The organism is Amycolatopsis sp. EV170708-02-1 (assembly GCF_022479115.1).
In the GTDB taxonomy this organism is placed as follows: domain Bacteria; phylum Actinomycetota; class Actinomycetes; order Mycobacteriales; family Pseudonocardiaceae; genus Amycolatopsis.
In genome coordinates, this window is record NZ_CP092497.1 from 8,072,755 (window position 1) to 8,087,636 (window position 14,882).

The 14,882-nt window shown below is 67.7% G+C and carries 15 protein-coding genes and 1 pseudogene; 11 read left to right on the forward strand and 5 right to left on the reverse strand.

Going from position 1 to position 14,882, the window contains the following annotated elements:
- Nucleotides 1-5: 5 nt before the first annotated feature.
- The 10 genes from MJQ72_RS36560 to MJQ72_RS36605 all read left to right on the forward strand — a co-directional run bounded on the left by MJQ72_RS36560 (nucleotide 6) and on the right by MJQ72_RS36605 (nucleotide 7,562).
- On the forward strand, nucleotides 6-566 hold the full coding sequence (locus MJQ72_RS36560; protein WP_396426904.1) for a flavoprotein: 561 nt from the start codon (nucleotides 6-8) through the stop codon (nucleotides 564-566).
- A gap of 105 nt (nucleotides 567-671) precedes the next feature.
- Nucleotides 672-968 carry a hypothetical protein gene (locus tag MJQ72_RS36565; protein ID WP_016331156.1) on the forward strand — a complete coding sequence of 99 codons (297 nt, stop codon included), beginning with the start codon at nucleotides 672-674 and terminating at the stop codon, nucleotides 966-968.
- A gap of 24 nt (nucleotides 969-992) precedes the next feature.
- Complete coding sequence (locus MJQ72_RS36570; protein ID WP_240595596.1) at nucleotides 993-1,454, forward strand: hypothetical protein; 462 nt, start codon at nucleotides 993-995, stop codon at nucleotides 1,452-1,454.
- Nucleotides 1,455-1,757: 303 nt separating this feature from the next.
- A complete protein-coding gene (locus tag MJQ72_RS36575; protein ID WP_240595597.1) occupies nucleotides 1,758-2,006 on the forward strand; it encodes a hypothetical protein in 249 nt (82 codons plus the stop codon).
- Nucleotides 1,984-2,238 carry an AMED_5909 family protein gene (locus tag MJQ72_RS36580; protein ID WP_240595598.1) on the forward strand — a complete coding sequence of 85 codons (255 nt, stop codon included), beginning with the start codon at nucleotides 1,984-1,986 and terminating at the stop codon, nucleotides 2,236-2,238. Before MJQ72_RS36575 ends, MJQ72_RS36580 begins: the two co-directional genes overlap by 23 nt.
- Nucleotides 2,239-2,546: 308 nt before the next feature.
- Nucleotides 2,547-4,109: an FtsK/SpoIIIE domain-containing protein gene (locus MJQ72_RS36585; RefSeq protein ID WP_240595599.1), complete on the forward strand. Its 1,563-nt coding sequence runs from the start codon at nucleotides 2,547-2,549 to the stop codon at nucleotides 4,107-4,109.
- The gene (locus MJQ72_RS36590; protein WP_240595600.1) at nucleotides 4,106-4,492 is read left to right on the forward strand and encodes a hypothetical protein; all 387 of its coding nucleotides are present in this window, start codon (nucleotides 4,106-4,108) and stop codon (nucleotides 4,490-4,492) included. Before MJQ72_RS36585 ends, MJQ72_RS36590 begins: the two co-directional genes overlap by 4 nt.
- Entirely contained in the window at nucleotides 4,492-6,111 is a 1,620-nt protein-coding gene (locus tag MJQ72_RS36595; RefSeq protein ID WP_240595601.1) for a replication initiator, read from the forward strand. The genes MJQ72_RS36590 and MJQ72_RS36595 overlap by 1 nt, the downstream gene beginning before the upstream one ends.
- A 9-nt stretch (nucleotides 6,112-6,120) precedes the next feature.
- Nucleotides 6,121-6,312 carry an AlpA family transcriptional regulator gene (locus tag MJQ72_RS36600; protein WP_020633601.1) on the forward strand — a complete coding sequence of 64 codons (192 nt, stop codon included), beginning with the start codon at nucleotides 6,121-6,123 and terminating at the stop codon, nucleotides 6,310-6,312.
- On the forward strand, nucleotides 6,312-7,562 hold the full coding sequence (locus MJQ72_RS36605) for a site-specific integrase (RefSeq protein ID WP_240595602.1): 1,251 nt from the start codon (nucleotides 6,312-6,314) through the stop codon (nucleotides 7,560-7,562). The genes MJQ72_RS36600 and MJQ72_RS36605 overlap by 1 nt, the downstream gene beginning before the upstream one ends.
- Nucleotides 7,563-7,606: 44 nt before the next feature.
- On the opposite strand, the gene MJQ72_RS36610 is transcribed toward MJQ72_RS36605, so the two are convergent.
- Nucleotides 7,607-8,779: an acyl-CoA dehydrogenase family protein gene (locus MJQ72_RS36610; RefSeq protein WP_174492065.1), complete on the reverse strand. Its 1,173-nt coding sequence runs from the start codon at nucleotides 8,777-8,779 to the stop codon at nucleotides 7,607-7,609.
- 105 nt (nucleotides 8,780-8,884) lie between these two features.
- Between MJQ72_RS36610 and MJQ72_RS36615 the strand changes: the two genes are divergently transcribed.
- Nucleotides 8,885-10,534 carry a class I adenylate-forming enzyme family protein gene (locus MJQ72_RS36615; RefSeq protein ID WP_240595603.1) on the forward strand — a complete coding sequence of 550 codons (1,650 nt, stop codon included), beginning with the start codon at nucleotides 8,885-8,887 and terminating at the stop codon, nucleotides 10,532-10,534.
- Between the two features lie 73 nt (nucleotides 10,535-10,607).
- Here MJQ72_RS36615 and purE read toward each other — a convergent pair whose 3' ends face one another.
- The 4 genes and pseudogenes from purE to MJQ72_RS36635 form a co-directional block, all read right to left on the reverse strand.
- Complete coding sequence (purE, locus tag MJQ72_RS36620; protein WP_240595604.1) at nucleotides 10,608-11,105, reverse strand: 5-(carboxyamino)imidazole ribonucleotide mutase; 498 nt, start codon at nucleotides 11,103-11,105, stop codon at nucleotides 10,608-10,610.
- A gap of 10 nt (nucleotides 11,106-11,115) precedes the next feature.
- Nucleotides 11,116-12,299 (reverse strand): annotated as a pseudogene (locus MJQ72_RS36625) (5-(carboxyamino)imidazole ribonucleotide synthase).
- 13 nt (nucleotides 12,300-12,312) lie between these two features.
- The gene (locus tag MJQ72_RS36630) at nucleotides 12,313-13,518 is read right to left on the reverse strand and encodes a glycosyltransferase 87 family protein (protein ID WP_240595605.1); all 1,206 of its coding nucleotides are present in this window, start codon (nucleotides 13,516-13,518) and stop codon (nucleotides 12,313-12,315) included.
- On the reverse strand, nucleotides 13,493-14,845 hold the full coding sequence (locus tag MJQ72_RS36635; RefSeq protein WP_240595606.1) for a glycosyltransferase 87 family protein: 1,353 nt from the start codon (nucleotides 14,843-14,845) through the stop codon (nucleotides 13,493-13,495). Before MJQ72_RS36635 ends, MJQ72_RS36630 begins: the two co-directional genes overlap by 26 nt.
- Nucleotides 14,846-14,882 lie beyond the last annotated feature (37 nt).

The window sequence follows — 14,882 nt, forward strand, 5'->3', positions numbered from 1 at the left end:
GTCGGGTGGCGTCGCGTGTTCTGGGCCTGGTGGGCTCGGGTGCTGGTGGAGTTGAAGACCTTCTTCCGCGCGTGATCCGGCCTCTCCAAGAGGACGGCTGGACGGTCGCGGTGACCTTGACCCCGACGGCGGGCCGCTGGCTGGACGAGAACGGCGGCCGCGCCGAGATCGAGGAGGCCACCGGATTCCCGGTCCGGGTCGAACCCCGCTCGCCGGCCGAAAGCAGCCCGCATCCGGCCCCGGACTGCTACCTGGTCGCGCCCGCCTCGGCGAACATGGTCGCCAAGCTCGCGATGGGCATCGCCGACAATCAAGCCCTGACGCAGGTCAACGAGGCCATCGGGACGCTCAACCTGCCGGTCGTCGTCTTCCCGCGCGTGAACGCCGCGCACGCTCGTCACCCGTCCTGGGAAACCCACATCGACGCGTTGCGGCGTGCTGGCGTGCGTCTTGTGTACGGGGACGACGTGTGGCCACTGCATGAACCGCGGAGCGCCCCGGGCCGTGAGCTGCCCTGGTCAGCGGTGCTTTCCGCGGTGAACGCGGCCGTTCCTCTCCCCCGCTAGTCCCTACCCGGACAGTTTGTCCGGGGTGAGGCTCCTCACTGGGTGTCTCCTGTGTCCAGCGCGCCCGACCGGGCTCGCCGAGACCGAGACATCGGGAGAGCACACATGGGCATTCACGTGGTGATTCAGCCCCTCGTCGGCTACGGCGCGGCGGTGGTTTCACCCTCTCCTGGCGTTCGTCAGCTCGTCGCCGGAAGCGAAGAGACCTCCTTCATCGTCCAGGTGCCCGCCCGTATCGGCGGCCTGATGGACACCGCACGGTTCGCGCAGAGTCTCGCGGCCGCTGCCAGCGAGTTCAGCGAGTGGTGCGAAACCCAGCACCGCACGCGCTCGCATTCCTCCTCCTTCCATGACCAATGGTCCGACGCTGCCGACGACGCCGTCACGCGCAAGAACGACTGATCACACGCATCTAGGAGCAACAAAATGGCTATTTACAAGGGTTTCCGATTCCCCATCGATTTCGACGAGGCGTTCGGGCAGGGCTTGGTCATGGTCGGCGAGGTGTCGCCGGACAACGAGTACCAATCGCGTGAGGACCGGGCAGCGGGTCGTCCGGCTCGCCAGCGGGTCGACGAGGTGACGGGCAAGCGTCAGTGGAAGGTCACGGTGACCGACCCGGACGAGGTCAAGGCGAAGCGCGCGTCGTTTGAGATCACGTTGCTGGCGGATGTGCAGCCGGTGCCGACGACGTCGGAGGTGCTGCCGGGTATGCGGCCGATCGAGCTGGAGGGCCTGACGGCTGAGCCGAAGGTGACTGGCCAGGGCGAGTTCAAGTACCAGTCCTACATGTTCCGCGCGACCGGCTTCAAGGCTGCGGTGTCGGGTGGGGCGTCGAAGTCGTCGCGGACCTCGGGCGCTGCCGAGTCAACGCCCAAGGCTGCGTGATGCCGGGCGGGGTGCCGGGGAGCCACCGTGTGGTCGTGGTTCCTCCGCACCTGGTCCAGGCGTGGGAGATGGCCTACCGCAACTACAGCGCGCTGACGGCCAGGACGGCATCCGGCGCTGATGCGTTGGCGGCGCATGACCTGGCTGTCGCTTCGGTGGCGGTGGCGGCGTCCTGGCGGGACCTGGCCGCTCATGGCCATTTGCCGTGGTGGGTTCTCGCGGCCGTGACGGCTGCGGCTGAGGGATTCGAGGAGAACGCGCGGTCGTGGGAGATGCGCGCGTACGGCGAGGAAGGGCAGGTCCGTGGCGTTCAACGCGATGTGGAAGCCGGGGCCGCAAGCGGTCGCGGGAATGCAGGGCAATGGTTCGGCGAACCCGGCACTGGTGATCTACCTGGATCCAGACAGCCTGGCGATCCTGCCGCCGTCCGACCCAGCCGTGTGGCCGGAGTTCATCCGGCTCCTTCGCCAAATCCGCGACAGCGCGGACGAACTGGCCGTGTTCCTCGACAAACACAAGGCGGTGCGCGATGACGACACCAGGCCGGAATGAGCCACAGACACTGGCAGACGCGCACATGGTCGCCTCGGCTCATCGTCCGAAGCCGGGGTCGAATCTGACGACCTGGCTGAAATTCCATCAGGCCAACGCGCGCATGTACCGGGCTGTGTCCGATGTGGATCGCGCGCACCACCACGAACTCCGTTACTGGGTGGGCTATGAGGAGCGCAAGGCGGAGGAGGTGGCCGCGAAGATCCAAGAGGGGAAGTCGCAAGCCAGCTGAAAACTGAATGACAGAGCGAAAAACGCACGTGGGGACGTGCGGCGTACAAACACATCCTCAAACGCTTTTCTTGTCCTGTAAGGCGCAGAAGCGGAATCCGGCTACCAACCTTGCCGCTCCTGCGCTGTCCACAACCTCTGGAAGTGAACAATGACAACGCTAAACGATGGCAACAAGCGACCGCTAGACGGGGTCACCCGAACGCGCTGCACAGTCTGTAAGCGGTTCGCCAAGCTGCTCCCCGGCGAGACGGAATGTGCTCCCTGCCAGGGCATGCTGCCGCTGGATCTGACCGGCGGTGGTCGCCGATGAATGGGATCGGTTTACTTCTCGTCGGCGGCGGAGTGCTCGGTGCAGTGGTGTGGCTGCTGCACAAGATCGGCCGCGCGCTCGCCACGATCTTGGAAGTCCTGGCGGCGGCCGCACTGGTGTTCATCGCTCTCTGGTGGCTGCTGAAATCGTTGCTATGGCTGGGAAAGCAAGTCATCACGCGCTGGCGGACCAGCCTCACCGTCGTGGGGATCATGGCGTGGTGGCAGTGTCTCGGGTGGCTGTCGCTGACGGTCGTGACGGGCTCAGTCGTCGTCGTGCTGGTGTCGTGGCGGCTGATCGACGTTGTGTCCTATGACCAGCACTGCGGCCGGTTCCTGCGCTCGTGGTGGATGCGCTGGGTGGTCTACGCGCGCAAGCTCCCGGCCTGGCTGCACGCCTGCGGGCTGAGCATCCGGGACGAGACGCTGCCGGTGGAAGTGACGGTGAACCTGGTCGGCCGTCGACGTTTGCTCTCCCGCAAGGCCGCCTCGGCGTCTCGGGCTGTGCAGGTGCCGAAGGTGCTCAAGGTCCGGTCGGGGCCGTCGTGGGATGAGGTGCGGGTGCAGCTCGTTCCGGGGCAGAAGCCCGAGGACTTCGACGAGGCCGCACGGGCGCTGGCGGTGGCGCGCAAGGTCAAGCGGTGCCAGGTGCGGGAGCTGGAGCCCAACGTGGTCTCCATCGACTTCCAGCGCCGGGACTTGCTCAAATCCGCGGTGACCTCCCTGCCGGTTCCCGACCTGGTCTCGCCCGATGAGCTCGGCGTGGATCTGCGGCATGTGTGGTCCGGGACCACGGAGTACGGCTCGGACTGGCGGATTCCGCTGGTCGGCTCGGGCGCGCACTGCCTGACCGCTGGCGCGACCGGCTCGGGCAAGAACTCGGTGATGTGGTGCCCGCTGGTGTCGGCCGCACCCGCGATCCGGTCTGGTGTGGTCCGGGTGTCCGGGATCGATCCGAAGGGGATGGAACTCGCCTACGGGCGCGGGATCTTCGCCCGGTACGCGGTGACCGGCAAGCAGTCGCTCGAACTCCTCGACGGCCTGCTTGAGGAGATGGAAGCCCGCAAGCACAAGTTCGCCGGACGCGTGCGCATGATCCCGATCAGCGTCGAGCATCCGCTAGAGGTTCTGGAGTTCGACGAGATCGGCGCGCTGACCAAGTACACCGACCGCAAAACCCGTGACGCGATCGTCGAGAAGGTCGCGCTTCTCACGACGCAGGGGCGGGCCTTGGGCATCACGGTGCGCGGCTACGTCCAGGAACCCACGAAAGACACCGTCCCGGTTCGAGAGCTGTTCCCGCGCCGCGTCTGCCTGCGGGTGACCTCCAAGACCCACGTCGGGATGGTCCTCGGCGACGGCGCATACGAACGAGGCGCGTGGGCGAACCGCATCGGTGATTCCGAAGCCGGGGTCGGCTACGTCTGGGGCGAAGGCGTCCGTGAGCCCCTGCGCGTCCGGGCCGGATGGGTCACCGACGAGGAGATCAAGGCCCTGGAGTCCTACGTGACCAACTGTGGCGCTCACGTAGTTGGACTCTCCGAAGGGAGGGAGGCATGAACCGGCTGATGGTCTTCCTCGACGCGATCCGCGATCACCTCGACTCGTTCGCGCTCCCTCCGGCCGCGTCCGTGCGAGTTGGGGTCGGGCCTGATCCGATCACGGTGCAACTCGACTCCGACCGGCTTGAGGACGTTGCCCGTGGCCTGCTCACCTGGGCTGCCTCGCTCGACGACGTGACGGCCTCGCTGTGGCGTCCTGCGGGCGGCGGCTCGGTGCACCTGGAACTCAGCGGCCGGACTCCCTGTGGCATCCCCGTGGTCGTCTACGGCGGCGTCTGGTTCGACGAAGCGACCTTCCCGGACCTTCCGACGGGGATGCGGCAGGACATGCCGGTGTTCGTCCTGCGGCAGTGGAACAGCCCTGGGGAGGTGGCGGCCTGATGAGCGCCCAGGAATCCGCGGTGACCATGCCGGCCAAAAGCCGGGCCGTCCGGATGCGAGAGCCGCTGGCGTCGGACGTGGTGAAAGCGACAGCGGAGAAGCACGGCGTCTGTGTCCGGCCGTTCACGATGGAGGTCGGGGACACCGACACCGGGGAACTCCGGTACGTCCCCGTTCCCTGCGGCTCGACGGTCGAATCGGTGTGCTTGCCGTGTGCTCGCAAGGCGAAGGCGCTGCGACAGGTTCAGTGCCGCGAAGGCTGGCACATCGACACCGAACCGGACTTCACCCCGGAGCCACCCTCCGAGACCCAAACAGAGCTGCTGGCGTTCCGGGCTGACCTCGTCGCCGCTTACCGGCAACAGACCGACCAGGCAGAGGCCGACGAACTACGAGAGGAGATCCAGGGAGTCGACGACGAACTTCGGCAACTCGGGATGCGCGGCCGTCTCCCCTCCATCGACCTGCCCACCAAGAAGGCGGTGAAGCGCTCGACCAAGCGGCGGCAGGACGCGCCGAACCTCCCTCGTCGCAAGGTCGCCAAGACCACCGTGGGCCGCGAGTACGCGGGACGGTTCCGGCCGTCGATGTTCGTCACGCTCGCCTGCGACACCTACGGCCCAGTCCGCTCCGACGGTTCCCCGGTCGATCCGTCGACCTATGACTACCGGCGTGCAGCTCGGGACGCGGTCCACTTCTCGGCGCTGGTGGACAGGTGGTGGCAGAACCTCCGGCGGGTCGTGGGCTGGGACGCGCAGTACTTCGCCACCGTCGAACCCCAACGACGCGCGGCCCCGCACCTGCACGCGGCGATCCGGGGATCGGTCCCGCACGACGTCATCCGGCAAGTCACCGAAGCTACCTATCACCAGGTCTGGTGGCCTGCACACGACGAAGTGGTCTACGTCGACCGGATGCCGCTCTGGGACGGCGACCGCCGAGTGTTCGTCGACCCGGACACCCGCGAACCGCTGACCGACTGGGACGACGCGATAGAGGCCGTGGAAGACCCGGCGCACATGGTCACCTTCGGCCGTCAGGTCCACTCGAAGGGCATCCTCGGCGGCTCCGAAGAAGCCGGACGGCATATCGGCTACCTGACCAAGTACCTCACCAAATCGACTGGTGAGGTCGTCGAAGCCGACACCGCGAGGCAGAGGGATCACCACGACCGGTTGCACGCGGAGCTGTCGGTGACTCCGTGCTCGCCTCGCTGCGCGGTGTGGCTGCTCTACGGCATCAACCCCAAGGGCGGCAACAGAAAGACGACTCCGGGGCACTGCAAAGGAAGGGCTCATCGGCGGACCACACTCGGCCTGTCGGGGCGGCGGGTGCTGGTCTCGCGCAAGTGGTCGGGGAAGACGCTCGTCGACCACAAGGCCGACCGGAAAGCCTTCGTCCTGGAGGCGCTGGCGGCGGTCGGGATCGAGAAACCAGCACCGGACCCGGCGCGGCTGGTCTGGCGCAAGGTCGATTCCGGCGACCCATCCGTGCCACCACGGGACCACCTGGTCATGCACGCCATCTCCGAACGCATCACCTGGAAAGCCGAGTACGACAAAGCACTACTAGCCGCGCAGAGTCCACCGGATCTTTCGGCAACTCCGCTAGCGGCCTGAGGAGGCGAGATGGACAACGTAAGCAGTGTTGACCGGCTTTGGTCGGTAGAGGACGTCTCGGCCTACCTCGGCGTGCCGGTCAAGACGCTCTACCAGTGGAAGTGGCTCGGCGAAGGTCCGCCGGTCCGCAAGATCGGCCGTCACCTCCGGTACGACCCGGCCAAGGTCCGCGCTTGGAGCACAGACGAGGCGGCGGCCTGATGGGACACATTCAAGATCGCTGGTACCGCCCCGCCCGTGACAAGGAGACCGGAAAGGTCATCCTCAACGGGCGGGGCAAGCCCGTGCTCGAAAAGACCGAGCTATACGGCATCGGCATGCGGTACAAGGTCCGCTACCTCGACCCCGACAACGAGGAACGCTCGAAAGCCTTTCCTGACAAGCAAAAGAAGCGCGCTGAAAACTTCCTGATCGGCGTGGAGGCCGACAAGCGCGAAGACAAGTACATCGATCCGCGGGCGTCGTCGAAGATCTTCCGCAAGCAGGGCGAGAACTGGCTCAAGGCCACCTCACCCGATCCGGCCACGCGTGAGATTCTGCGTAGCCGACTGGAAAGTCAGATCTATCCCACCTTCGGACACTTGAAGTTCGGCCAGATCAAGCCGTCCACCATTCGTGACTGGGTGGGCGATATGGACGAACGGGGGCTGTCCTCGAACTACCAGGTAGTCCTGTTCACCATCGTGGCTGGAGTGCTGGACTCAGCGGTCGACGACAGGTTGATTCGAGAGAACCCCTGTCATGCCAAGACGGTTCGACGGCCGGTCGGTGAAAGCCCGCAGGTCGTCGTGTGGCCGGAGGAACGAGTGCACAAGGTGCGGAAAGGGCTCGCCGAGCGGTTCCGAATCGCTGTCCCGCTGGGCTCTGGGCTGGGCCTGCGGCAAGGGGAAATCCTCGGGTACTCCCCGGACGACATCGACCGGGACGCGATGACCGTCCACGTTCAGCGGCAGATCAAGACCGTCAAGGGCGTGATGATGTTCGCCCCGCCGAAGGGTGGCAAGACGCGAACTGTGCCGCTCTCCCCCGCCATGCTCGCCGAGATCGACGACCATCAGGACCGGTTCCCGTCCGTCGCGGTCACGCTGCCCTGGCGGAAGCCGGACGGCGAACCCGTGACAGTCCGGCTCCTGATGACGGGAGAAGACGGGCGGCTCTACACCGGAGACCTGTTCACCAAGGTCGTGTGGCAGGGCGCGTTCAGGGCAGCTGAGATCGACTACCGTGGCCGGGCGGACGGCATGCACGCGCTGCGGCACTTCTTCGCCTCGACGCTGCTGTCCCGCGCCGTGTCGATCAAGGAACTCGCCGAGTACCTCGGCCACTCCGATGCCGGGTTCACCCTGCGGACGTACACGCACCTCGTCCCGTCGAGCCACGAGCGGGCTCGGCAGGCGATCGACGCGGTGTTCGGGCGGCCTGGCTCCCATGACGGCCTGGAGGCGGCCTGATCATGAGCAGCCAGCGCCGCCCGAACTACCGGACCAAGATCAAATCAGCCCTTGAGCAGGGCGCGCGCCATGACCATGCGCTGGATCTGGTTGGTGCCTTCGTAGATCTGGGTGATCTTCGCGTCGCGCATCATGCGCTCCACCGGGAAGTCGCGCGTGTAGCCCGCGCCGCCGAAGAGCTGCACCGCGTCCGTGGTCACCTGCATCGCGATGTCCGACGCGTACGCCTTCGCGGCCGCGGCCATGTAGCCGCCGCGCTTGTCGCCACGCTCGGTCGCCGCGGCGGAGGCGTAGACGAGGTTCCGGGCGGCCTCGATCTTGATGCCCATGTCGGCCAGCATGAACTGGACGCCCTGGAACTCCGAGATCGACTTGCCGAACTGCTTGCGCTCCTTGACGTAGGCGATGGAGGCGTCGAGCGCGCCCTGCGCGATGCCCAGCGCCTGCGCGCCGATGGTCGGGCGGGTGTGGTCGAGGGTGCGCAGCGCGGTCTTCAGGCCGGTGCCGGGCTCGCCGATGATGCGGTCGGCCGGGATGGTGGCGTTCTCGAAGTGGATCTCGCGGGTCGGCGAGCCCTTGATGCCGAGCTTCCGCTCCTTCGAGCCGACGGTGAAGCCGGGGTCGTCCTTGTGCACGACGAACGCGGAGATGCCGTTGGCCTTCTTCTCGGCCTCGGGGTCGGTCACCGCCATCACGGTGTACCAGGACGATTCACCCGCGTTGGTGATCCAGCACTTGGTGCCGTTGAGCACCCAGTGGTCGCCGTCGAGCTTCGCGCGGGTGCGCATCGAGGCGGTGTCCGAGCCGGCTTCGCGCTCCGAAAGCGCGTAGGACGCCGAGGCCTCACCGGAGGCGATCGAAGGCAGCACGAGCTTCTTGAGGTCTTCCGACGCCGAAAGGATGATCGGCACCGTGCCCAGCTTGTTGACCGCCGGGATGAGCGACGCCGACGCGTCGACACGCGCGACCTCTTCGATGACGATGCAGGCGGCGATGGCGTCCGCGCCCTGGCCGTCGTAGGCCTCGTCGATGTGCACGGCGTTGAAACCCGACTTGACCAGCGCGTTGTACGCCTCGATCGGGTAGCGCTCGTTCTCGTCGACCTCGGCCGCGTACGGCTCGATCTCCTTCTCCGCGAGGGCACGCACCGCGGCCCGCAGCTCCTCGTGCTCTTCGGCAAGCTGGTACAGACCCGGGCCGTCAGACACCTTCGTCACCTCTTCTAACCGCGTTTGGGAGTTTGACCGATGTTAGCGCTCGTTCACATGGTGCGACATCGCGAGCGCTTGTGTCTTTGACCGCAAAGTCCGTACGTTCGAGTGATGGAGCTCACCCCGTTCCCCCGGTCGCTCGATTATCCCGAGGTCCCGGTCGGCTCGGTGCTCGCCGGCGCCGCTGCTCGCTGGGGCTCCCGCACGGCCTTCGCCCACGGAGACCAGAGCCTCACCTTCGCCGAGACATACAGCGCGGCCTGCCGGTTCGCCAACGCCCTGCGCGCCGAGGGCATCGGGCGCGGCGACGTCGTCGCGCTCCACCTGCCGAACTGCCTGGCGTACCCGGTCGCGTACTACGGAACGCTGCTCGCCGGGGCGACCTTCAGCCCCGCGAACCCCCTTCTCCCACCCGAGGACCTCGCCGCCCAGCTGGCCGACGCCGGGGCGGTCGCCGCCGTCACCGTCGGCCCGGTCGCGCGCGTGCTCGCTTCGGTGCGTGATCGGACGTCGGTCCGGCTGACCATCGTCGTTCACCCGCCGGAGTCACCTGGGCAGGGCGAGGTCGAGTTCACCGTGTTCCACTCCGGTCACTCCGACGAGCGGCCGGACGTCGAGATCGACATCTACCGCGATCTCGCCCATCTGGCGTACACCGGCGGCACCACCGGACGCTCGAAAGGCGTCCGCCTGCCGCATCGGAACGTCGTGGTCAACAGTCTGCAAAGCTCCTGCTGGCGGCTGGGCGCGGTCCCCGCCGTGGACAGCTCGGGCGAAGTGATCGTCGAGCAACTCGGCGGCCCGGACGAGTGGCCGTCGCGGATCGGCACCGGGATCGCCCTCAATCTGACGCCGTGGTTCCACGCCATGGGCACCATCGCCGCGCTCAACGTCCCGCTGCTCGACGGCGGCACCATCGTCCTGCACGACCGTTTCGACCCGGCCGCGTACGTGGCCGACGCCGAACTGCTGCGGGTCACCACGATCGGCGGCGCGCCCGCGCTGTTCGCCGCGTTGCTCGCCTGCCCCGAGTTTCACACAGCCGACCTGTCTTCGGTACTGACCATCGGCTCCGGCGCGGCGCCGATGAACCACGAGATGATCCGCGCCCTGCAGAAACGCTTCCCCGGCGTGCTCGTCATCGAAGGCTACGGCCTCACCGAGGTCACCATGGGAGCCGTCATCGCGCCGGCCTACCGCTCCGCCGTCCGGAAGGTGGGCTCGGTCGGCCTTCCGCTTCCCGACACCGAGATCAAGATCGTCCCGGCGGAAGGCGGCGAAGATCCTTTGCCCGCGGGGGAAAGCGGCGAGGTCTGCTTGCGCGGCCCGCAGGTGATGATCGGCTATCGCGACCGCCCGGAGGAGACCGCGGCCGCGCTCGTCGACGGCTGGCTGCACACCGGCGACATCGGCATCCTCGACGAGGACGGCTATCTGTCCATTGTGGATCGCAAGAAGGACATGCTGCTGTACAAGGGATACAACGTCTTCCCGCGCGAACTCGAAGAGCTGCTGATCACCTTGCCCGGCGTCGCGGCGGCGGCCGTCGTCGGCAAACCGGACACCGAGGTCGGCGAACTGCCGGTCGCGTTCGTGGTGCGCAGCAACGAGAACGTCACCGCCGAACAACTACTGGAAGCCGTCGGCGCCCGCGTCCTGCCGTACAAACGGCTGCGGGCGATCCACTTCGTCGACCAGATCCCGGTCTCGGCGGCCGGGAAGGTGCTCAAACGGGAGCTGCGGAAGCAACTCGCCGACTGAACGCCCCGCGTTTCGTCCTCTGGATGCGGTGGTTCGATGGCGAACTACCGCATTCAGAGGACGAAATGCAGATTCAGCCTTCGACGTGTTTCCGCAGCGCGGCGTCCTTGTCGAGCACCAACTGCTCGAGATCCGCCTGGAATCGCGCCATTTTCGCCTGAAGCTCCTCATCGGACGCGGCGAGGATGCGCACCGCGAGCAGCCCCGCGTTGCGCGCCCCGCCGACGGAGACCGTCGCGACCGGGACACCGGCGGGCATCTGCACGATCGAGAGCAGGGAGTCCATGCCGTCGAGGTACTTCAGCGGCACCGGTACGCCGATCACCGGCAGCACGGTCGCCGACGCGACCATGCCCGGCAGGTGCGCGGCACCGCCGGCGCCCGCGATGATCACGCGCACACCGCGCGAAGCGGCCGAAGTCGCGTAGTCGAGCATCCGCTGCGGAGTGCGGTGCGCCGAGTAGACGCCGACTTCGTATTCGATGCCGAACTCGGCCAGCGCCTGCCCGGCCGCTTCCATCGTCGGCCAGTCCGAATCGCTGCCCATGATCAGGCCAACCTGCGGCGCCATTTTCCTACTCCTAGTGGATCTCGTAGCCGTCGAGCCAGACGGCGTGGGAAAGCCAGTGCGCGGCGAGCAGCGCGCGGTCGCGCAGCTCCTCCATGCGTTCGCCGACGAGGTTGACGTGGCCGAGCTTGCGGCCGGGACGTTCTCCCTTGCCGTACAAGTGGACGCGGATGTCCGGGTACCGCGCGAACAGGTGGTGCAGCCGCTCGTCCGGGCCCATCTCCGGCGCCTCGGGTGCGCCGAGGACGTTCGCCATCACGCAGGCGGGGCGATCAGGTCGGTCACCCCGAGCGGGTAGTCGAGCACGGCCCGAAGATGCTGCTCGAACTGCGAGGTCTTCGAACCGTCCTGGGTCCAGTGGCCCGAGTTGTGCGGGCGCATGGCGAGTTCGTTGACCAGCAGGCCTTCGTCGGTCTCGAACAGCTCGACGGCGAGCAGGCCGGTCACGTTCAGCGTCGCGGCGATCCGCAGCGCCAGGTCCTGCGCCTCCTGCGTGCGCTCGAGGCTCAGCCCCGGCGCCGGGGCGAGCACCTCGGTGTTGATCCCGCCGGACTGCACGGTCTCCACCACCGGCCACGCCGCGCCCTGACCGAACGGGGACCGGGCCACGAGCGCGGACAGTTCGCGCCGCATGACGACCTTTTCCTCGACCAGCAAGGGGGTTCCGGCGTCGAGCAGTTCGGGGACGGTCTCGCGGGCGTGCTGCGCGGTGTCGAGCATCCAGACGCCGCGGCCGTCGTAGCCGCCCTGCGCCGCCTTGAGCACCACCGGCCACGAGTGCTTGTCGCCGAAGGCGATCACATCGTCCACAGAGGACACTTCGGCGAAGGCGGGGCCCGGGATCTCGAGCCCGGCCATCATCTCGCGCATGACGAGCTTGTTCTGCGCCATCGACAACGCGGCCGGATCGGGCCGGATGGTGACGCCTTCCATCGCGAGCGTCAGCAGGTGCTCGCCGGGAACGTGTTCGTGGTCGAACGTCAGCACGTCGACCCCGGCCGCGAACGAGCGCAGCGCTTCGAGGTCGGTGTGGTGCCCGTGCACGACCTCGCCCGCGACGAGGCCGGCGGATTCGTTCTCCCCGGCGGCCAGCACGCGCAGGGACTGGCCGAGGGAGATCGCCGCCTGGTGGGTCATCCTGGCCAGCTGTCCGCCGCCCACCATGCCCACGATCGGAAGACCGGTTCGTTTGTCCATAACAGCGAGCAGATTACTTGGCCGCCACCGCCGCGACCTGGGCGGACCCGCGTCGCAGCTCCCGTACGGCCAGGCCTGTGATGGCGGTCGCAGCGGCGAGCACGTAGACGTTGCCGACCAGCGACCAGCCCAGCCCCCAGCCGAACTCGGTGTCCCCGCCGTTGGGCACGAACATGATCACGCCGCTCGCGAACAGCACCGCGATCCCCGCGGCCGGAACCCACGATCGGCGGAGGACGAGCAGGACGAGCAGCGGCACCGTCCACACCCAGTGGTGTGACCACGACACCGGCGAGAGCAGCAGCCCGTAGAAGGCGGTCACCAGCAGCGCGCCGACCGGGTCGCCGCGGCGATGCAGGCGAACGACCAGCCAGACGGCGGGGACGGCCACCACGGCGGCGATCGCGATGGCCACCGCCAGTGACCACGACGCGAGTTCCGAAGCGCGGTTCACCAGGCCGTTGAGCGACTGGTTGAAGATCCAGTGCACGGAGCCCACCCGGCTCGGGTCGGTCGCCGATTCGGTCCAGAACCGGACGGCGTCGCCGGGGATCACCGCGAACATCACGGCTTCGAGCGCGACGAACGTGCCGAGCGCCCGCAGCGCGTCCTTCCAGCGGCCGGTGAACAGCAGATGCGGAACGAAGATCAGCGGCGTCAGCTTGATCGCGGCCGAGATCCCGATCAGCACCCCGGCCCAGCGCGAACCGCGCGCCGAAAGCACCAGGACGTCGAGGACGATCAGAGCCATCAGGATGAGGTTGATCTGGCCGAGGAAGATCGTCTTCCAGACCGGCTCCAGCGCCAGCGCGCCCGCAGTGGCCAGCGGCAGCACCCACCATCGGGTGATCGGGGCACCGCAGGCGCGGGCGACCACGGAGATCACGACGCTGAGGCAGACCAGCGAGAGAGCGCCGACGACGCCCCAGGTCAGCCCGGCGGGAACGATCGCGAGCGGCAGGAACAGCGGCGCCGCGGCCGGGGTGTAGGTGAACGGCAGCAGCACCCACGGCGGCAGGGTCGTCAGCGCCTCACGGGTGTAGAGCGGTTCGCCCTTCAGCAGCGTGAGAGCGCCGGCCCGGTAGACGGCGCTGTCCGCGCCGAGGTGCCATTCGCCGAGCCACGCGACGACACCCAGCGCGAGCATCGCCAGCGCGAGCACACCCGCCAGCGTGATCCCGACGAGCCGGGCGTCAGCCGCCGGACGTGACTTCAGCATGCTTTTCGGTGTCCCCCGAGCCCTGCTTCCGGCGCAGGTACCACCAGCGTCCGGCCAGCGCGAGCGCCAGCACCAGCGGCATGAAGATGTACGCGCTGCCGAGGATGTTCTGCCACACCTTCCAGTGCAGCTCGACGTTGCGGCCGTTCGGCAGGATCAGCAGCACACAGCTGATGAAGACGAAGAACACCGCGAAGGTACCGAGCCAGCGTTTCCACGCGGTGGCGGGCGTGGTCTTCGGCAGGCGCGAGACCAGCAGGACGACCAGCGGCGCCACCCAAACCCAGTGGTGGGTCCAGGAGATCGGCGAGATCAGCAGGATCCAGAACGCCGTCACCAGCATCGCCGCGAGCGCCTGGCCCTTGCGGTGGAAGCGCAGCACCAGCCAGATCGCCGGGATCGCGAGCAGCGCGCCGATCCCCATCGCCGCCTTCGACGCCCAAGGCGCGAGCTCGGTGAAGCGGTTCATGAGCGCGTTCAGCGACTGGTTGCCCGCCCAGTGCACCGGGCCGATCCGGCCGGTGTCGGGCAGCGTGTAGGTCCAGTACCGGGCCGCGTCGTGCGGGATGATCAGGAACATCAGGCCCTGCATCACGACGAACGTGACGAGCCCGCGCACGGCGTCCATCCGGCGGCCGGTGATGAACAGATGCCCCAGGAACACGATGGGGGTGAGCTTGACCGCGGCCGCGACACCGACGAGCACGCCGCCCCAGCGGCTGCCCCTGGCCCCGATGACCAGGATGTCGAGCATCACCAGCGCCATCAGGATGATGTTGATCTGGCCGAGGAAGATCGTGCGCCACACCGGCTCGAGGCCGAGGAAGACCAGGAAGAACGCGATAGTCGACCGGGCGGGCGAGGCCCACCAGCGGGGGCCGTCGGTCGAGGGCTTCGGCAGCGCACCGATGGCGATCCGGACGCACAGTGCCAGCGCGAGCAGCGAGACCGCGGTCAGGAGCCCCCAGGCGACCTGCGTCGGGACGATCGCGAGCGGGATGAACAGCAGCGCGGCGGTCGGCGGGTAGGTGAACGGCAACAGCGCCCACCACGGCTCCACCGGAAGGGTGTTCGCGTCGTACAGCGGGTCGCCGTTCAGCAGTGTCTCGGCACCGGCGCGGTACACCGCGCTGTCCACGCCCAGCACCCATTCGTGCTGCCATCCCCAGATGCCGAAACCGATCGCGACCAGCGGGATCACCGACAGGATCAGGATCGACCTCGGCCGGACGGACAAGCGGGCGAGCGACCTCCGCAGCGAGAGACGATGCTGCGGTCGGCTCGCCGAAACGTCGCCGTTGGCGTCGGCGGGAACAGTCCGGGTCACGCAAACAGGAAATCATGAACCGGGTCGTCGCTGGTCG